The 18,917-nt window shown below is 38.0% G+C and carries 17 protein-coding genes and 1 riboswitch; of the genes, 14 read left to right on the forward strand and 3 right to left on the reverse strand.

The window, feature by feature from the left end:
- The first annotated feature begins 137 nt into the window (after positions 1-137).
- From I5776_RS03875 to I5776_RS21780, 3 genes are all read left to right on the forward strand, one after another.
- A complete protein-coding gene (locus tag I5776_RS03875; protein WP_202779051.1) occupies positions 138-2,078 on the forward strand; it encodes a glycoside hydrolase family 84 protein in 1,941 nt (646 codons plus the stop codon).
- A 643-nt stretch (positions 2,079-2,721) separates the two neighbouring features.
- Positions 2,722-3,084 carry a hypothetical protein gene (locus tag I5776_RS03880; RefSeq protein WP_202779052.1) on the forward strand — a complete coding sequence of 121 codons (363 nt, stop codon included), beginning with the start codon at positions 2,722-2,724 and terminating at the stop codon, positions 3,082-3,084.
- Between the two features lie 182 nt (positions 3,085-3,266).
- Positions 3,267-3,413 carry a PRD domain-containing protein gene (locus tag I5776_RS21780; protein ID WP_202779053.1) on the forward strand — a complete coding sequence of 49 codons (147 nt, stop codon included), beginning with the start codon at positions 3,267-3,269 and terminating at the stop codon, positions 3,411-3,413.
- Positions 3,414-3,611: 198 nt separating this feature from the next.
- Here the strand turns inward: I5776_RS21780 and I5776_RS03890 are convergent, their stop codons facing one another.
- Positions 3,612-3,815, reverse strand: coding sequence for a hypothetical protein (locus tag I5776_RS03890; protein WP_202779054.1), 204 nt, complete (start codon positions 3,813-3,815; stop codon positions 3,612-3,614).
- A 566-nt stretch (positions 3,816-4,381) separates the two neighbouring features.
- Here I5776_RS03890 and I5776_RS03895 point away from each other — a divergent pair.
- Positions 4,382-5,764 (forward strand): VWA domain-containing protein, encoded by a 1,383-nt coding sequence (locus I5776_RS03895; protein ID WP_202779055.1) that lies wholly within the window; start codon positions 4,382-4,384, stop codon positions 5,762-5,764.
- A gap of 200 nt (positions 5,765-5,964) precedes the next feature.
- Here the strand turns inward: I5776_RS03895 and I5776_RS03900 are convergent, their stop codons facing one another.
- Both I5776_RS03900 and I5776_RS03905 read right to left on the reverse strand, forming a co-directional pair.
- Positions 5,965-7,125, reverse strand: coding sequence for a M20 metallopeptidase family protein (locus tag I5776_RS03900; RefSeq protein WP_202779056.1), 1,161 nt, complete (start codon positions 7,123-7,125; stop codon positions 5,965-5,967).
- Between the two features lie 92 nt (positions 7,126-7,217).
- Positions 7,218-8,645 (reverse strand): YfcC family protein, encoded by a 1,428-nt coding sequence (locus I5776_RS03905; protein ID WP_202779057.1) that lies wholly within the window; start codon positions 8,643-8,645, stop codon positions 7,218-7,220.
- Positions 8,646-8,840: 195 nt separating this feature from the next.
- A riboswitch (SAM riboswitch) is annotated at positions 8,841-8,944 on the forward strand.
- Positions 8,945-9,124: 180 nt separating this feature from the next.
- On the opposite strand from I5776_RS03905, the gene I5776_RS03910 reads away from it, so the two are divergent.
- From I5776_RS03910 to I5776_RS03955, 10 genes are all read left to right on the forward strand, one after another.
- Complete coding sequence (locus I5776_RS03910; protein WP_202779058.1) at positions 9,125-10,159, forward strand: methionine ABC transporter ATP-binding protein; 1,035 nt, start codon at positions 9,125-9,127, stop codon at positions 10,157-10,159.
- Complete coding sequence (locus tag I5776_RS03915; RefSeq protein ID WP_202779059.1) at positions 10,149-10,811, forward strand: methionine ABC transporter permease; 663 nt, start codon at positions 10,149-10,151, stop codon at positions 10,809-10,811. The genes I5776_RS03910 and I5776_RS03915 overlap by 11 nt, the downstream gene beginning before the upstream one ends.
- Before the next feature lie 90 nt (positions 10,812-10,901).
- Positions 10,902-11,744, forward strand: coding sequence for a MetQ/NlpA family ABC transporter substrate-binding protein (locus I5776_RS03920; RefSeq protein ID WP_202779060.1), 843 nt, complete (start codon positions 10,902-10,904; stop codon positions 11,742-11,744).
- Between the two features lie 66 nt (positions 11,745-11,810).
- Entirely contained in the window at positions 11,811-12,950 is a 1,140-nt protein-coding gene (solA, locus tag I5776_RS03925; RefSeq protein WP_202779061.1) for an N-methyl-L-tryptophan oxidase, read from the forward strand.
- 380 nt (positions 12,951-13,330) lie between these two features.
- Positions 13,331-14,632, forward strand: coding sequence for a PTS sugar transporter subunit IIC (locus I5776_RS03930; RefSeq protein ID WP_202779062.1), 1,302 nt, complete (start codon positions 13,331-13,333; stop codon positions 14,630-14,632).
- Between the two features lie 28 nt (positions 14,633-14,660).
- Positions 14,661-14,930, forward strand: coding sequence for a hypothetical protein (locus I5776_RS03935; protein WP_202779063.1), 270 nt, complete (start codon positions 14,661-14,663; stop codon positions 14,928-14,930).
- Between the two features lie 47 nt (positions 14,931-14,977).
- Entirely contained in the window at positions 14,978-16,075 is a 1,098-nt protein-coding gene (locus I5776_RS03940) for an amidohydrolase/deacetylase family metallohydrolase (RefSeq protein ID WP_202779064.1), read from the forward strand.
- A 37-nt stretch (positions 16,076-16,112) separates the two neighbouring features.
- Positions 16,113-17,165, forward strand: a complete 1,053-nt coding sequence (locus I5776_RS03945; protein WP_246483984.1) for a DgaE family pyridoxal phosphate-dependent ammonia lyase — start codon at positions 16,113-16,115, stop codon at positions 17,163-17,165.
- Positions 17,162-17,914 (forward strand): 2-dehydro-3-deoxy-phosphogluconate aldolase, encoded by a 753-nt coding sequence (gene dagF, locus I5776_RS03950; protein WP_202779066.1) that lies wholly within the window; start codon positions 17,162-17,164, stop codon positions 17,912-17,914. Before I5776_RS03945 ends, dagF begins: the two co-directional genes overlap by 4 nt.
- Positions 17,904-18,914: a sugar kinase gene (locus I5776_RS03955; RefSeq protein ID WP_202779067.1), complete on the forward strand. Its 1,011-nt coding sequence runs from the start codon at positions 17,904-17,906 to the stop codon at positions 18,912-18,914. Before dagF ends, I5776_RS03955 begins: the two co-directional genes overlap by 11 nt.
- Positions 18,915-18,917: the final 3 nt, after the last annotated feature.

Genomic DNA, 18,917 nt, shown 5'->3' on the forward strand with positions numbered 1-18,917 from the left:
TTGGTTTCATGTTACTGGGCGGGACTAGGCATGGAAAACAAACTTGGGGGAATCCCAATTGTTTTCCATGCCTTTTAATTTGCTTTACAACAAACCAATTATGGAAAATAAAATTGCGAAGAAGGAAGGGAAGATTTTTGAAATTAAGACATTGGATCAAGCTCACTATTATTTTCACTTTGATTTTTAGCACTGTGATTAGTTTTAAAACACCAACGACCTCCGCAAAAGAAAAGTATCCATTAGAGTATGAAATATACCCAGTACCGCACAAAGTTTCCTATCACAAAGGAGAGACGAAATTAAACAAACCGATCCGCGTGATATACGATGATACGATTGATTCTGTAACAAGAAAAAAGGTAAAAACTATATTAAAACAAAATGGCTATCCAACCCCGACAGTAGGGAAGAAACCAGCTGCCGATAAAATCAATCTATTGATTGGGACGAAGGGTTCAAACGGTCCCGTTGATCAATATGCCTCCAAGCATCTGAAAGGAAAGGGAGTTGATTTTTCTAAAATTGATGCGTACCAACTAGAAATTCAAAATAATGCGATTACAATTTTAGGAAAAGACACAGATGCAAGCTTTTATGGTGTTGTAACCCTGGATGCTATCTTAAGCCAATTAAAAAACAAAAAAGTACGAAACTTATCGATTCAGGATTTTGCAAATACAAAAATTAGAGGTTTCATTGAAGGATATTACGGAATCCCTTGGAGAAACGAGGACCGAATGTCATTAATGAGATTTGGCGGCAAATATAAAATGACTTCCTATATTTTTGCTCCAAAAGATGATCCCTACCATAGAGAAAAATGGGATGAATTATATCCAAAGGAAAAATTAGATGAAATTAAAGAAATGGCACAAGTCGGAAATGAAAGTAAGACACGTTTCGTGTGGACGATTTCCCCATTAGGTGAAGTTGCTAAAATTGCCCAATCCGGTGGAGACCCGATGTTGAAACTAGAAGAAAATACGAAAAAAATGCTGGAAAAGTTCGATCAATTATATGATGTAGGGGTTCGGCAATTCGGTGTTTTAGGCGATGATGTCGGAAGTCTGCCAACAGATTATGTTGTCTCCCTAATGAATTCCGTACATGATTGGGCAAAAGCAAAAGGGGATGTCTATGATATCTTGTATTGTCCGGCTAGCTATAATTCCAGCTGGGCATGGAATCCTTCTGAGTTGAATGCCTATGAAAAAGGATTTCCTAAAGATATTCAAATCTTCTGGACTGGGTCAACGACATGTGCACCAATCGAGCAATCTACCATCGATACGTTTAAAAATAAAAGCAATAATGGTGTCGAAAGAAGAGACCCCTTATTCTGGCTAAATTGGCCGGTCAATGATGTAGATATGTCGCGCGTATTTTTAGGAAAAGGGGAAATGCTTCAACCGGGAATTAAAAATCTTGCTGGTGCTGTAACAAACCCAATGCAAGAAGCGGAAGCATCGAAAATCGCTCTTTTTGCGATTGCAGATTATTCTTGGAATACGAAAGACTTTAACGCTCAAAAAAGTTGGGATGACAGCTTTAACTATATTGAGCCAGATGCGACAAAACAGCTTCATACGTTAGCAAAACATATGTCGGACGCTAATCCTAATGGTCTTACCCTCTCGGAAAGTGAAGATATAAAGGGATTACTTGAGACCATCACATCCAAATTGAATAATGGGAAATCATTGAAAAAAGTTGCGCCAGAAACGATAAATGAACTCAAAAAAATCGCCGATGCTGCGGATGGATTTTTAGCAAAAACTAAAAATAAAAAGCTGAAAACAGAGTTAGCACCTTTTGTGAAAGCATTAAGAGATATGGTATTAGCGGACATTGAATTTATCAGAACTGAGCTCGCGATAGAAGCGGGAAATAAATCGAAAACCTATCAACACTTTTCAAAAGCAGCGATTTTACGCAAACAAAGCTTAAATTATGATCGCCCCACTTTAGAAGGTACATTGAAAACAAAACCGGCTAAGAAAAGACTGCAGCCATTTACTGATCAATTGGAGAATAAAATTTCATCAAAAGTGGCAAAGATGCTCGATATCCACTAAGTAACATCGGGACAGCGGACAACATGTCCACTGTCCCATTTTCTAGGATCGGGGACGTGCTTATGCAGTACCTTCAAATGAAGTATGTGTCACAAAATCAAAAGTATGGTGCGTAAACCGAAAGCTATGAGTTACAAATAGAAATCTATGATCCACAAATGGAAAAAAGGTAGATTTTCAAATGAGGGATGCGTCACAAAATCTAAAGTATGATGCACAAACGAGAATCTATGAGTTACAAATAGAAATCTATGATCCACAAATGGAAAAAAGGTAGATTTTCAAATGGGGGATGCGCCACAAAATCTAAAGTATGATGCACAAACGGGAATCAATGAGTAACAAATAGAAATCTATGATCCACAAAAAGAAAAAAGGCAGAATTACAAAAGGGTGATGCGTCACAAAATCCAAAGTATGATGCACAAACGAGAATCTATGAGTCGCAAACCGAAATCTATGATCCACAAACAGAAAAAGGTAGATTTTCAAACGAAGTATGCATATATCATATAATGGGGATATTTTACACCTTAATAAGATCGCAAAATCGCATGATGAATAGCTAAAGTTAAATATGAATAAAAGAAATTTCTAAAATGATCTCTTTGTTATATAATAGTAGATAGGAGGTGATTGGAAAATGAATGTTGATAAAGTGGAAAACATGTTATCACAATTAATTAGAATGGTAGGAACCCTTCAAACAGATGTAAAAACTCTTCAAACAGATGTAAAAACTCTTCAAACAGATGTAAAAACCCTTCAAACCGATGTTAAATCTATTCGGTCGGAGCAACAAGAAATGAAACGAGAACAACAGGGAATGAAGCAAGAGCAACAAGAAATAAAGCTAGTTCAACAAGAGATGCAAACAAAAGAAGAGGAACACCATAAAGAATTACTAAAACAATTAAAAGTTCTTGAAATTGATCAGGACTTTATTTGGGAGAAAACAGTACGGAACGAAAGAGAGATCAACCACATTAAAAGCAAATTAGGTTAACCACCATACCCTTCGACTATAATGCTACAGAAAGATCTCCTTAGGAATATGCGGAGGCATCTCATATTTTACTTTTCTAATTTACAGGAAATCACAGAACAAACTAAAGGCTATGTTAACATATAACATCTCAAAAGCTGATAATCTCCAATACTTTTTATTTATATTCGATAATTGAATCCATGCGAAAATTATTAAATACAAAGGATTATCCGCGGGAATATAAATGCGCCGAATCCATACACAGCTATGTTGCTGACATCGCAGAAGTTACTATTACCGAGGAGGAAGTCCTCTATTTAATGATTCATCTGGTACGTTTAGGATAGGAACAGTTCTCATGCTAATTCAGCATGAGAACTGTCCCTAATTTCATTGTTTCATATTCAATGGAGTCAGGCAGACTTAGCTATCGCTTATTTTTTCTTTTAATTCAGATTTGGCTTTGTCAACAACCTATTGGCTCGAGAAGAAAAAAGAGTAGGGGGACAGTTTTTAAATTGAACCATCCCCTTTTCTTCATATCCTCATTCGTTTTGTTCTTCAGAAACGTTTTCAGTAGTTCCTTCCACGTTCTCTTGAGCTCTTGGTTGTCCTCTGAAAAAGAAGTCCCATGGATTTCTTCTTTCTGGTTCAGTTTGATGAGGACGCTCCTGAATAACCTCAACATTTTTTGCATGGATGACAAGATTATCAACATGAATGACTTTTTCGCGTTTTTGATTAGACATAATTCCCCTCCTTTACTGCTTCCTATTTATTAATGGTATTCAATAAATAATAAATGGTATGGGCGCCGACAGTGATTCTGGTCTATTTTATCGATTAATAAAAAACCCCTGAATTATTTAACAATGGTATTAAAAAGGATGATTGCGAGGTTAAAACCATCAATTCTAAAAAACGATGGAGGGATTGAAGTGGGAAAGATTTTGGGATGGTTTACATTGGGAGGAAGAGGAACTGATTTGAGGAATAGTGGACTGCTTCACTGTCCAGCTCTTTTCATTTTTAGGACTTTTACACGATTGAATTCAATTTTTTTCATTCGTAAAATAAAATGGGATGGAAAATTCATGCAAAAGCAAGGGAGGATTTTCATACTGCCGTCTGAATCTTCCTAGCTTATTTAATATCAGGTAACCCAATATATATTGATTTTTTGCTTGCTTCAGTAAGGAAGTGTATATACATATGCACTAGTACGATTGAAATAGGGATTTTGAACTCTCCTAAAAATGTATGGATTTAGGTATAATGGAAATATATATCTATTATTTAGAAGGGGACAATAACTGTGAAAAAGCTTTTATATGTATTCTTATTTTTGTCACTGATTTTGGCGGCGTGCTCGAAAGATATTTCACAGCAAGCAAATGCAGATAAAGACAAAAAACAGCCCACTGAAGTGAAAAAAGAAGAGGAAAAGTCAGAAAGCGAGTACACGGCAAAGGAAGTAAAGTATTTTGACATTGAGATGCCGAAACGTGATTTATCGGATATTGAAAAAGAATTACTACGTTATCCCGGGAAATACAGTGGTGATCAATATGACGAAGAAAAAGTAAAAGAAGCGCTGGATCAGTTGCCCGATGACTTAACGAAAGAACAGTATTTGGAAGAGTTAAAGTTTTTATTGAGCGAGGATTATCATAAAGAAATGGAAACATTATTAAACTTTGATTCTACTGTTAATATTTCTGTTGATCGACCTGATGAGTCAGTTGAGATACCAGGCATGAAAACTGCACATTACGCCATTTTGATCGACGCTAGTGGTAGTATGAAAGCTTCTGTTGGTGGGAAATCAAGAATGGAAGCAGCAAAGGAAGCAGTTTTCGAATTTGCTGAGCAAATTCCGGAAAATGCGACTATTTCGATGCGTGTTTATGGTCATAAAGGCACTGGAAGTGATTCTGATAAAAAGATGTCTTGCAGCAGTTCAGAAAACTTTTATAATGATCGCTTTGACAGGTCAAAATTTAAGCAATCATTAAATAAGGTAAAACCGGCTGGCTGGACGCCCATTGGTCTTGCGTTAAATAAAGTAAAAGAAGATATTCCAAAAAATACAGATGAGGTTGTCGTATATGTAGTAAGCGATGGCATTGAAACATGTGGTGGAAACCCAGTAAAGGCCGCAAAAGCGTTAGTTTCCGCAGATATTGAAACGGTTGTAAACATAATCGGGTTTGACGTAGATAATAAGGGGCAGAAATTGCTGAAAAATGTGGCTACCGCTGGTAACGGGGAATTTACGTATGTTAATACGGAACGTGATTTGAAAAAGTATTTACAAGCACAATATGAAGAAATTCAAAAAGCATGGATCGAATGGAAGGAAGAAGGAAAAGGAAAAGCAATTGACTTAAAAGAAGAAAAGAAAACATTAGCGATAAATACGAAGGAAAGTATGAAAGAAAAAAGCATTCGTGAAAAAGAACGAATGAAACAAGCAGGGGAATATTTAAAAACGCGATTTGAGGATTACGGCCATCCTGCTAGACAATTATTCTCTAAGATTGTTGGTTACGGGGATAGTAAATGGAAGTATGCAGTCGATACAGGTAACCTTATGTGGAGAGAAGTTGTTGATAACGGCAATGATGAGTGGAGGAAATTTGTAGACGAGGGAAACAAAAAAATTAAAGAAACGATTGATAAGAAAAATGGTAACTAAAGTAAGGGGGACAATTTCCTTGCTTTTTTCTTCGCTCTTTTATTCAATTGCATAAGACTATTCTGAAAATGCAATACATCTAATTGCTTCTTATTCAATTTTACAAAATCGTATAGATGTCCAAAATCCACCATTTTTTACGTGGTCCCTAAAGCACCAAAAAAGCACACTCGATCGGATGAGTGTGCTTCAATATGAATCTATTCCACATTCAGTGCCAATTGAATCATCAGCTCAATGGCAGTGGGAATAGCATCTTCATCAATATCAAATAGCGGATGGTGATGCGGGTATTTGCTTTTTTCACTTTGCATACCAACATTAATGAAGGCACCCGTTTTTTCTTTTAAATAATACGAATAATCCTCTGCTCCCAAAGATGGATCCATTGGCTCAAACGCCTCTTCACCGAATGTATCCTGGATCACCTTTAATGCATATTCACATGCTTCTGGGTGATTATACAATGGTGGTGTACCTTCAATAAATTTATAGTGTCCTTTTGCCCCAAAGCTAGCACAAATAGATTCTGTTAATTGAGCTGTTTTTTTGTTCATTAGTTCAGCCGCTTCGAATGTCATTGCACGAATCGTCCCTTGTAGCTTCACCTCAGAAGGAATAACGTTGTAGGAATTTCCCGCCTGCATTCCACCAAAAGAGATTACACCAGCATGTAATGGATGTAAATTTCTGCTGACAATGGATTGAAAGGCTTGGATGAGATGTGTTGCGATATAGATTGGGTCTACCGCGTCTTGTGGTTGGCCCCCGTGTCCACCAACACCTTCAATCGTAATATCGAAATCATCGCTGGAAGCCATAGCAAAACCGGTTGCAAAGCCAATTTTGCCTAGCGGAAGTCTAGACATTAAATGAATGCCGTAAATCACATCTACTCCCTCTAATACCCCCTCTTTCACAAGCTGTTGTGCCCCACTTGGTGAAGCTTCTTCTGAACTTTGAAAAATAAACACAATGTTGTTTTTCACTAGATTCGGATGGCTGCTCATCCATTTAGCAACAGCGAGTAATATTGCTGTATGACCATCGTGGCCGCAACCATGCATAACACCGGGAACGGTTGAAATGTATGATTTGTCACCCTCTTCGTAAAGAGGAAGAGCATCCATATCTGCTCTAAGCGCAACCGTCTTCTTTCCTTCGGTGCCTTTAAAATAGGCAATTACATTAGGTTCCGAGAAACGTGAATCGACGGGGATGCCAAATTCAGCTAATTTCTCTTTTACATAAGCGGCAGTTTCAAACTCCTGTCCTGACAGTTCTGGATGCATGTGAAAATGCCTGCGTTGTTCAATTGTCCAAGCTTTTAAAGCTGAATCTACTAGTTTTGTCTGTAACATGGTGAACCCTCCGATATTCTTTGTTTTTTCTTGTAAGTAATTTGACATAGGCGGTAATTTATCCTGTTTCTGATATATCAATCATGCTGTTATTAAAATGGTCCATAATGTATTGCTTGGGCGATGAGTAGGAAGATGATGCTAATTCCGATTTCGATAAAGATAAACGGCAGCACCCACTTGAACCATTTTGTAAATGGAATGCCCGCAATAGCAAGACCGGCAATTAATACCCCAGCCGTAGGAAAAATAGAGTTTGTGATGCCATCTCCGAGCTGAAATGCCAATACGGCTGTCTGTCTAGTAACACCAACTAGGTCGGATAGTGGAGCCATAATGGGCATTGTAAGGGCGGCTTGTCCACTTCCAGATGGTACAAGAAAGTTTAAGAAAAGCTGTACAAAAAACATTCCTACTGCGTTTAATGCCGGCGATAAATGATTTAAAAGGGAAGAAGCATAATACAAAACGGAATCCATTAATTTCCCGTCTTGGAACACAACGAGAATGGCTTGTGCAAAACCGATAATTAACGCTCCACCGATGACCTCTTTTGCTCCATCCATAAAGCTATCGGCCATTTTGTTTGGATTTAATTTTCCAATAATCCCGATGAGGACTCCGAATAATAGGAATAAACCTGCGATTTCTGTAATGTACCATCCGAATTTTAAAACCCCTGTAATTAATACAACAAAGTTGAGTAAGAAAACACTAAGTACCCACTTATGGCGAGTTTCTAACTTTACATCAGATGCAATGGCGTTTTCTTTTTGAAAGTTTCCTAGGAAACGTAGTTCGGGCTGTGCCTTAACTTTTTTGGCATATCGGTAAACGAATAGGATTCCTGCGATATAAAAAGTAGCTAGAAGTGCTAGTCGGAGACCGATACCTGAGAATGTTGGCAATTCTGCGATACTTTGTGCGACCCCTACATTAAATGGGTTCATTATGGCACTCATAAATCCGATATTTGCTCCGAGGGAAACAATTGCAAATCCGACCATAGCATCGAATCCTAAGGCAATTGCAAGTGGGGTGACTATGGCGATATAGATAATCGTTTCCTCCGCCATGCCCATTAACGTTCCGCCTGCCGCAAAGAATAGCATAAGAACAGGAATGAGCAGCAGTTCACGATTGGCGAGCTTTTTTGAAATCGTCAGTATTAATGCATCAAGAGCACCTGTCGCCTTTAGAATTCCGAAAGAACCCCCGACCATTAATACGAAAAAGATAATTCCGGCGCCTTGAATCATCCCCGTATGAATACTAGTGAATATTTTAAAAAAGCTGACTGGAGATGAATCTGTCAAATGAAACGAATTAGGAACCACAATGGTTCGTCCATCTTTATCTACTCGATCATATTCACCCGCAGGGACAATATACGTTAATAAAGCGGCAATAATGATCACGAAGAAAATAAGGACAAATGCATTAATATTTCTCCCGCTTTTCTTCTGATCTTGGGGAAGGGACTGATTTTTAGGTTTAAATTGAAGAAGAGTGTTGGGCATGTTGTAAACTCCTTTTTAAATAGGTGAAATGTATTTTTATGCAACTAATTGTAATATATATTCATAATCTATGCAAGAATAGTTTAATATTTTTGTATTATTAAAGAAAAGGACAAGAAACCTATCCACCTTTTCAAAAAAAATATTGACAACGGAATATTAATTTTATACTATTAAGTAAATTTTAAATTGAATAACTTATCAAGAGAGACTGAGGGACAGGCCCGATGACGTCCAGCAACCTTCTATTATGAAAGGTGCTAATTCCTGCAGAATGTTATCATTCTGAAAGATAAGGTTTAGATAGACACCTAACCACTTTCGAATGATTGTGGTTTTTTTATTGTCCAGCTATAACGCCTATTGACTAGAAAACTTCAGGACTTTTCCTTGCGATAAGTCAAAGTCCTGTAAATCTTTTATGTCGATGAGCAAGGCGCCCTGCACTTTTCTTATTTGTTTGAAAGGGGAAAAACAACATGCTTGTACTGGAAGATGTACATAAATCTTATGGAAAAGAGAAAAAGGTCCATGCATTAAAGGGAATAAATCTACGAGTAAATAAAGGAGAAATCTTTGGAGTTGTAGGGTTTAGCGGCGCCGGAAAAAGTACACTCATCCGTTGTGTGAATTTGTTGGAACGGCCAACTGCCGGAAAAGTGTTAATCAATGATGTGGATCTCTTGTCCCTTCAACCGAGTGAATTGCGAAAGCAGCGAAAGAAAATCGGGATGATATTTCAGCAATATAACTTATTGCATTCGAAAACCATTTTTCGAAATGTGGCAATGCCACTTATTTTAGAAGGGAAGCCGAAGGATGAAATTCAGAGGAAAGTGACTCAATTGTTAACCTTTGTCGGTTTAGAGGATCACATGGATAAATACCCTGAACAATTGTCCGGTGGCCAGAAGCAGAGGGTTGGAATTGCACGTGCCTTAGCAACTGATCCTGATATTCTCCTTTGTGATGAAGCCACATCGGCCCTTGATCCGAATACGACAGAGGCTGTACTGGAATTACTACGCAAGGTACGCGATGAATTAGGTATTACCATTTTGATGATCACCCATGAAATGAATGTAATACGCGATGTTTGCGATAAGGTAGCTGTCATTGAGAGAGGAATCATTGTTGAACAAGGGTCTGTAATCGACGTGTTTACTGAACCGAAAACAGCTATTGCGAGAAGCTTTGTGCGAACCGTTTTGAACGATACCATTCCTAAATCAGTACAAAAGCTGATTGAAGAAAGCAGCCGGGAGAATCCGCATGGAATTTATCGGATTATCTTTAAAGGTGCATCAACGAATACACCATTGTTATCGAATACAGCCAAGATGTTTTCAATCGATTTGAATGTTCTACATGGAATGATAACAGAGCTTCAAGGGATTCCTTTTGGAAATTTAATTGTAGAACTAAAAGGGGATGCGGAAGAAATCCAACGCGCAGTCAAATACATCCAGGATCACGAAGCAGTAATTAAGGAGGTGACAGAAGATGGCCTTTGATTGGAGCTGGTTCTGGCCGGAATTTTTAACAGCCATAAATCAAACTTTTTATATGGTAATTGTCGGTTTAATTATTTCGATTATCATTGGTTTGCCCATCGGGGTTGTGTTAGTCATTACAAGAGAAAATGGGATTCTGGAGAACAAGATTATTTTCAATATTCTTAATGTCATCATAAATATTTTTCGTTCGGTACCATTCATTATCTTAGTCGTGGCAATTATTCCTTTTACCCGATTAGTGGTAGGATCATCGATTGGGACAACGGCAGCCATTGTCCCACTTGTCCTCTATACAGCCTTTTATATCGGTCGTTTAGTCGAAAACTCTCTACTGGAAGTGGATCACGGTACCATCGAATTAGCTCAAGCGATGGGGGCAACACCATGGCAAATTATCTGGAGATTTCTTCTTCCTGAGGCCCGAAGCTCGTTAGTTCTAGCTTTGACGATTGCTACCATTGGATTAATTGGTGCTTCCGCTATGGCAGGAGCCGTTGGTGGCGGAGGAATCGGTGATTTAGCGATTACGTACGGGTATAACCAGTTTAAAACCGAAGTAATGATTATTACCGTCGTTACACTAATTATTTTGGTTCAACTCGTACAATCACTTGGGAACATCATTGCGAAAAAGTTAAGACGAAAATAACCGCATTAACGATTGTAAAAGGTCATTCTTTTTATAATAAATATAGGATAGTAATCTAGCAAATAAAAACTATATGGAGGAATCAGGATTATGAAAAAATTAGCAATTATTTTACTCGGCTTACTAATTATTCTCGCTGGGTGTGGATCAAACAGTAGTTCAGGTAAAAGCGGGGACAGCAAAACAGTGAAAGTAGGTACATCCTCGGCAGAAGTTCCAACATGGAACCTCGTTAAAAAGCTTGCAAAAGATAAAGGAATCAATATAGAAATTGTCAAATTTGATGATTATGTCCAGCCAAATCTTGCATTAGACAGCGGAGAAATTGATATAAATGCATTTCAAACCGTCGTTTATTTTGATAGCTTCAAAAAGGACCGTAAATTGGATTTATCCGCAATTGGGACGACTAGCATTTGGCCAATGGGAATGTACTCCAAAAAAATTAAAGACATTAAAGAAATCAAAAACGGGGACCAAATTATTATCCCGAAAGACCCAACAAATCTAGGAAGAGCCCTCTTGCTTATGCAAAAAGCAGGTCTAATAAAATTAAAAGATGGCTTTACAGGTGCCGGCGGTGTAGAAAATGTTGTTGACAATCCCAAAAATCTTAAAATTACACCAGTGGATGCAGGACAAACAGCCCGTGGCCTAGACGATGCAACTGCGTCTATTATTAACTGTGATATGGCTATTAATGCTGGATTGAATCCTTCCGAGGACCCGATTTTTGGTGAAGATGCCAGCAATAAAGCCTATGTAAATATTATTGCTGCCCAAACGAAACGCAAAAATGATAAGACTTTACAACAAATCGTTGATATTTATCACGAAGATGAGGTGACAAACTTCATCAAAGATCATTTCAAAGGTGCAGCCGTTCCAGTTGTAAAACCAGTCTCTTATTTAGATGATTATAAACAAAACTAAAATGACACTTTGGGCTGTTTATTTATATAAACAGCCCCTATGTATTGAAAGATAGGAGATTACGAAATGAAACAGGAATCCATTTTTGATGTTGCAGTCATTGGTGCCGGAACAATGGGAATGGCTGCAGGTGCCTTTTTGGCTAAACAACAGGTAAAAACTTTACTGATTGATGCCTATGATCCACCGCATAACCATGGTAGTCACCATGGAGGGACACGGATGATCCGTCATGCATACGGCGAAGGGCGGCAGTATGTGTCTTTGGTTCAACGAGCTCAGCAACTATGGACCGAACTAGAAGAGGATAGCGGATATAAAATATTTGAAAAAACGGGTGTGCTTGGACTAGGACCGGAAGATTCGGTATTCCTTCATGAAACGATCGAAGCGGCAAAGAAGTATAATCTGCCACTGAAAGTCCTATCCGCAAACGAAATTACGGAAAAGTGGCCTGAGATTCAACTTCCAGAACATTATATTGGTTGTCTTGAAACAGAATCGGGACTTGTCTATAGTGAAAAGGCTATTCAAGCTTATAAAGAAATAGCCCTGAAAAACGGGGCAAAACTCGTCACGAATTCGCCCGTCCTGCAAATTGAAATGAATGATGAAAACGAAATTAAAATAATAACAGCCAATGAAGAATTCCTTGCAAAAAAAATTATCGTTACAGTAGGTGCATGGGCATCAAAGCTTTTGCCAAATCTAAAGCTTCCGATTCAACCCGTACGGAAAGTTGTAAGTTGGTTCGAAGCACCAAAAGATAAATTTGATATCGGTCATTTTCCATCCTTTTACGTGGATGATGTCAATAAAATGTTCTATGGTTTTCCAAATATCGATGGTGCGGGAATCAAGCTGGGGAGAACAGACGGTGGGCAACCGATTGACCCTGACAAACATTCTCAAAACTATGGAGCCTATGAATCGGATGAAGGGGAGCTTCGTGATTTTCTGCAAACGTATCTTCCTGAAGCAAATGGAAAACTAGTCGAAGGAAGGACATGTTTAATGACCCAATCAAGTGATCATCATTTTATTATCGACTTTCACCCTGAAAATGATCAAGTCATCCTAGCATGCGGATTTTCCGGACATGGGTTTAAATTCGCGAGTGTCATGGGCGAAGTGCTCAGTCAACTAGCCGTGGATGGGAAAACGGAACATGACATTTCATTGTTTGCTTTGAATCGTTCATTTTGAGAGGAATAAGTAAACAGATAGAGAACACTGAAAATGTCACCCTTTTTTCTTAGAAAAAAATGTTGTAGTATAGTTAAATTAGTTTTCAAGAGGATGGTATACTTGCTGTCCTCTTTAAATTTGTCTTTTTAGACATTCTTTTCTTACATCCATCGTAATCGTGCAGATAAATCGAATTTTTATACATTTTCCCTCTCACATCAGTCTCATAATGTACGAAAATCACTCAATTTGTGCATTGCCACTCACACCTGCAGTACGGTTATCTACATTTAATTATAATTTAATAACGTTATAATGTTATATTGACTTCTTAAAACTCTCAATTTATAATCTAGTAAGCGGTATCATAAAAAACAACATGAAAAAGGGGATGTAGAATGGATCGAATTATGAGATTTCTAGAAAAATATTTACTGCCGTTTGCTAATAAGCTAGGTTCGCAGAGGCATTTGTTAGCGGTTAGAAATGGTTTAATATCAACGCTTCCGCTAACAATTGTCGGTTCATTTTTTGTAATTTTTCTTAATCTGCCATTTGAAGGGTATGAGCAATGGATTGAACCTTATCGAGCGACACTTGATATTCCGTTTCGATTTACTGTAGGTATTATGGCTTTATATGCAGCATTTGGGGTAGGGTCATTTTTGGCACAATCGTATAAAGTAGATCAACTAAGTGCTGGAATGCTATCCGTATTGGCGTTTATTATCTCAACGGTTGTTCCCGTTCAAGTAAAGGAACCGGTAGAAGGGGTCATTGATGCCGGTCGTTGGATTTCAATTGGTAGCTTAAGTTCCACTTCGTTGTTTGGTGCAATTGTCACAGCGCTTATTGCGGTAGAAATTTATCGCTTCATGATTCAAAAGAATATAACGATTAAATTGCCAGATAGTGTTCCGCCGGCAGTTGCTAAGTCTTTTTCAGCTTTGTTGCCAACGCTAGTGATTATGTTATTATGCTGGGGAGTTCGATATGGACTTCATTTTGATATTAATTCCGTCATTACATATATTGTTTCACCATTAAAATCATTGTTAGTTGGTAATAGTTTAATTGGCGGATTATTAACGATCTTTATGATTCAATTATTTTGGTCATTTGGTATTCACGGCGAGGCGATTTTAGGGCCGATTATTCGTCCAATGTGGGATTCTGCAATATTAGAAAATATGGAAGCTTTCTCGTCAAACGGAAATGCGCATGACTTACCAAATATTTTTACCGAACAGTTCTTTCAATGGTTCGTTCAAATTGGGGGTTCAGGTTCGACACTAGCACTTGCTTTATTGTTTCTCATCTCTCGGGCGAAATTCCTGAAGCAACTAGGAAAACTGACAATTGTTCCAGGCATATTTAATATAAACGAACCAATTGTATTCGGAGCACCTATTGTCATGAATCCGTTTTTGATTATTCCGTTTATCCTTTGTCCGATGATATTATCCGTTATTACGTATTTTGCAACGATTTCCGGGTTAGTACCGATGATGATGGCGAAACTTCCATTTACGGTTTTGGGACCAATTGGTTCCTTGATTAGTACGAATTGGAGTATTGCAGCATGTATCCTTACCATTGTTAACTTTGTGATTTCTTTATTAATCTACTATCCTTTCTTTAAAATGTTTGAAAAACAGCAATTGCAAGTAGAAGCTCAAAATGAACAAAGAGCAGGGTGAAATTCAATAAGGAAAAGGAGGAAAAGAGATGGGAGAACTACTTATAGTGATCATTACTTTTCTAGCTGCACAACTATTCTTTAATCGATCCGAATGGATAAAAAAACTCCCAATTTGGAAAAGTTTCATCTATTCAATCGCGGCTATTATTCTATCAATCCTTATTGTTCTATTTTTTGGAAAGGTGTTCGTCCCTATCATCATGGTCGTTACAGTCATATGTGGGACACTTATCACGATGAAATTCCGATTGTATTTGTTTAGGAAAACAACAATTCTACATGAAGGCAACAAATAAAATTACTCGTTCAGGCTAGCACGATAAGTCATTTAGGAGGAACCGTAATGAAATTAGTTTTAAAAAATGCTCGCCTAACAGACGAACAATTATTCGATATTATTATTGAAGGAAATAGGATTTCTAAGATTACAAAAGATTACCAAGGGGAAGGGAAAGTGATCAATCTTGCCGGACGCTATTACGTATCTTGCGGTTGGATTGATTTACACACCCATGCCTTCCCTAAATATAAACCATACTGTGCGAATCCGGATGAAATAGGATACCAAACAGGTGTAACTACCGTTGTTGATGCTGGTAGTTCAGGGTATGAGGATATAAACGAATTCTACGAATTAACGAGGACGTGCAAAACCCGCGTCCTAAGTTTTCTAAATGTATCCAGAATTGGCTTGAAGAAAATCGATGAACTTGCTGATTTAGCGAATCTTCAATTCGAACCGATCAAAAAGGCGTATCAAAACTATCCAAACTTTATCGTTGGTTTAAAAGCACGAATGAGTGCCAGTGTTGTAAAAGGTAATGGAATTAAACCTTTACAAATTGCTAAGAAATTCGCAAATAAATTGGATCTTCCACTAATGGTCCATATTGGGAGTGAACCTCCCGGAATCGAAGAAATACTTGATGAATTGGAACAAGGCGATATTGTTACCCATTGCTTTAATGGAAAAGATAATAATATTTTTCGAAATCAAGATCAAGCAGTCCCTCAATTACAATTAGCGCTTGATCGTGGTGTGCTGCTCGATATCGGACATGGAACAGAAAGCTTTTCTTTCCAAACAGCGAGGAAAGCAAGGAGAAATCAGATTCGCTTCGATACAATAAGTACCGATATTTATGATAAAAATAAAATGGAAGGTCCAGTTTATGATATGGCAACCACGTTAACGAAACTCCTTTATCTCGATTATTGTCTCGAAGATATTATTAAGGCGGTAACAGAAATGCCGGCTAAAATATTGAAACAAGAAGGATTAGGAAAAATTGAAGAAGGGGCAATCGCTGACTTAACGATTTTCGAAGTTCAGAAAAAAAACATCACGCTCATTGACTCATACGGTGAAACCGTCGATTTCGATAAAAAAATTGTTCCTAAATCAGTGGTGCTTGGAGGCGAGTATATTGAACTTAAGTAAATTACAGGTGAAGCAGGTTATTAATGCAAGCGGAAAAATGAGTATTTTAGGTGTTTCTACGGTGCAGGACAATGTCATTGAAGCGATGAAATACGGGGGGCAAAGCTTTTTTGAAATGGCTGATCTTGTAAAAAAATCTGGAGAAATTGTAGCAGAATACTTTGCCACTGAAAGTGCGATTATCGTAAATTCGGCATCTAGCGGCATTGCCTTAAGCATTGCCGGATTAATAGCAAAGGATGACCGCTATGCATCAGAAAAGCTCTATCAAATTGCACCCGACAGACCAAATGAAGTGTTGATTTTAAAAGGGCAAAATGTTGATTATGGTGCTCCTGTTGAAACAATGATTAACCTTGGTGGCGGGAAGTTGATAGAAGTCGGCTATTCAAATGGATGCAAAATCGATCAAATCGAAGGAGCGATTACAGCAAACACGATTGCCTTTTTCTATGTGAAATCCCATCATGCGGTGCAAAAAAATATGCCTTCCCTTCAGGAAATTAAAGAATTATGTAATCGGCATTCACTTCCTCTAATAATCGATGCAGCTGCAGAAGGAGACCTAAAGCAGTTTTCCGAGATTGCCGATCTAGTTATTTATAGTGGATCAAAGGCGATTGATGGTCCAACCTCGGGGATTGTCGCAGGGAAAAAGAAACTCATTCAGTACATTGAATTACAATCAAAAATCATCGGTCGAGTCATGAAAGTTGGAAAAGAAACGATATTTGGCATTTTGCAGGCATTAGAAAACTATCAAACTAAAGAAGATGACGTGGAGGGGCAATTGGAAACTCTAGAAACCCTTAAGCCGTTAAACAATCTCCCAGGGGTCCAAGTAATGACACAACAAGATGAGTCAGGAAGAGCGATTTATCGCGGACGGATTATGATTGATGAACAGATTACTGGAATTTCCGCTCTTCAGGTAATTGAAAAGCTGAAATCGGGTACAATCGCGATTTATACGCGTGATTATTATGCGAATGAAGGTCATTTCGATATCGATCCGCGCCCGCTTAAAGATGGTGATATTGATATCATTACAAACAGGATTAAAGAGATAATAGGAGGGGTACATTCATGAGCTTACAGGCGAATTTTTATAAAAATCGAGTTTGTTTAAATGTGTTGGCAAACACGATTGAAAATGCCGTAGAAGTTTATGAAGCTGCAGAAGGTCATGTACTTGTCGGTGTTTTATCCATCAATTATGACACGGTCAAAGATGCGGTTTCAGATATGAAAGACTATGCTAAGGCGATTAACAATGCAGTCTCAGTTGGACTAGGTGCAGGGAATCCAAACCAATGGAAAATGGTCGCAGATATTTGCAAAGACTATCGACCACAGCATGTGAACCAAGTGTTTACTGGGGTTGGCTATACACGTGCATGTGTGGATAATGATGAAACGCTCATTAACTGTTTAGTTTCCCCTTCAGGAAAAAAAGGGTATGTAAAAATCTCAACAGGACCATTGAGTGAAAAAGAAGAACCAGCAATCGTACCTGTAAAAACAGCCATTGCCATGATTAAGGATATGGGTGGCAGCTCGATTAAATATTTCCCGATGAAAGGGCTTGAAACGGTTGAGGAATATCGCGAAGTAGCTGCGGCATGTGCAGAGGAGGATCTATTTTTGGAGCCAACAGGCGGCATAGATGTAAACAATTTCAGCGAGATTGTTGAAATTGCCTTAAAAGCGGGAGTCAAAAAGGTGATTCCACATGTATATTCTTCGATTATTGATAAAGAAACGGGAAATACGAAGGTAGAGGATGTCAAAACATTACTAAGTATCACGAAGAAGCTGGTAGACACATATGGGAAATGAGATTCTTGCCTTCGGTGAAGTAATGATGAGACTTGAAGTACCAAACTTTAAGAAACTAGAGCAAAGCCGAACGCTTGATTATTTATTTTCTGGTACAAGTGTAAATGTGTTAAGTGCACTTGGCAAATATGGTCATCACACGAGACTAATCACGAAATTACCAAGTAATAGTTTAGGAGATGCAGCGGCATCGTACTTACAATCATTAGGAATCAATACATCCTCTATTATTAGAGGTGGCGAATTTTTAGGAATGTACTTTTTAGAACAAGGCTTTGGTCTTCGTCCAAGTAAAGTCACATACTCAAATCGGAGGGAGAGCGCATTTTGTCAATCAACAATTGGCGAATATCCTTACGACCAATTATTTCAAGATGCATCACTTATCCATTTTTGTGGAATCAGCCTAGCCGTTACGGAAAATGTACGCCATACTGTCATAGAAATGGCAACTGAAGCAAAAAGACGAGGGATAACCGTTTCATTTGATTGTAATTACCGTCCGAAACTATGGGAAAGTTATGAAATCGCAAAGCCTTTATATGAAAAAATGTTAGCTCTAGCGGATATATGTTTTATGACAGAAAAGGATGCAAAATATATTTTAGGAATGAATTCACGAGAAACTACAAGGAAAGATCAATTGGAAACTCTTTTGCCAAAAGTAATGGAGACTTATAAGATTCATACCATTGCTGGTACAATACGAGATATTATTTCAATTGGTAAACATGAGTTGACAGGATATATAATAAAGAATGGAACGATTCATTATTCAAAAACGCATCGGTTTCAAGTATTGGATCGCGTAGGATGTGGAGATGCATTTGCTAGTGGGATTCTTCATGGATTCATCGAAAATATGGAAGAGAAACAGACGGTAGAATTAGCAGCGGCAGCAAGTGCATTGGCCCATACAACGTACGGTGATTCTCCAATCTCAACAATAGAGGAGATTCAACAAGCGTTGGAAACGAATCAGATAGAATTAGAAAGGTAGGTT

Source organism: Heyndrickxia vini (assembly GCF_016772275.1).
Classification (GTDB): Bacteria; Bacillota; Bacilli; order Bacillales; family Bacillaceae_C; genus Heyndrickxia; species Heyndrickxia vini.

What these genes read in the sequence shown, in the direction of transcription:
- I5776_RS03880 (WP_202779052.1), top strand. Translation starts at nt 2,722, where the DNA reads ATGAATGTTGATAAAGTGGAAAACATGTTATCACAATTAATTAGAATG.
- I5776_RS21780 (WP_202779053.1), top strand. Translation starts at nt 3,267, where the DNA reads ATGCGAAAATTATTAAATACAAAGGATTATCCGCGGGAATATAAATGC.
- I5776_RS03890 (WP_202779054.1), bottom strand. Translation starts at nt 3,815, where the DNA reads ATGTCTAATCAAAAACGCGAAAAAGTCATTCATGTTGATAATCTTGTC.
- I5776_RS03900 (WP_202779056.1), bottom strand. Translation starts at nt 7,125, where the DNA reads ATGTTACAGACAAAACTAGTAGATTCAGCTTTAAAAGCTTGGACAATT.
- I5776_RS03905 (WP_202779057.1), bottom strand. Translation starts at nt 8,645, where the DNA reads ATGCCCAACACTCTTCTTCAATTTAAACCTAAAAATCAGTCCCTTCCC.
- I5776_RS03910 (WP_202779058.1), top strand. Translation starts at nt 9,125, where the DNA reads ATGCTTGTACTGGAAGATGTACATAAATCTTATGGAAAAGAGAAAAAG.
- I5776_RS03915 (WP_202779059.1), top strand. Translation starts at nt 10,149, where the DNA reads ATGGCCTTTGATTGGAGCTGGTTCTGGCCGGAATTTTTAACAGCCATA.
- I5776_RS03920 (WP_202779060.1), top strand. Translation starts at nt 10,902, where the DNA reads ATGAAAAAATTAGCAATTATTTTACTCGGCTTACTAATTATTCTCGCT.
- solA (WP_202779061.1), top strand. Translation starts at nt 11,811, where the DNA reads ATGAAACAGGAATCCATTTTTGATGTTGCAGTCATTGGTGCCGGAACA.
- I5776_RS03930 (WP_202779062.1), top strand. Translation starts at nt 13,331, where the DNA reads ATGGATCGAATTATGAGATTTCTAGAAAAATATTTACTGCCGTTTGCT.
- I5776_RS03935 (WP_202779063.1), top strand. Translation starts at nt 14,661, where the DNA reads ATGGGAGAACTACTTATAGTGATCATTACTTTTCTAGCTGCACAACTA.
- I5776_RS03940 (WP_202779064.1), top strand. Translation starts at nt 14,978, where the DNA reads ATGAAATTAGTTTTAAAAAATGCTCGCCTAACAGACGAACAATTATTC.
- I5776_RS03945 (WP_246483984.1), top strand. Translation starts at nt 16,113, where the DNA reads ATGAGTATTTTAGGTGTTTCTACGGTGCAGGACAATGTCATTGAAGCG.
- dagF (WP_202779066.1), top strand. Translation starts at nt 17,162, where the DNA reads ATGAGCTTACAGGCGAATTTTTATAAAAATCGAGTTTGTTTAAATGTG.
- I5776_RS03955 (WP_202779067.1), top strand. Translation starts at nt 17,904, where the DNA reads ATGGGAAATGAGATTCTTGCCTTCGGTGAAGTAATGATGAGACTTGAA.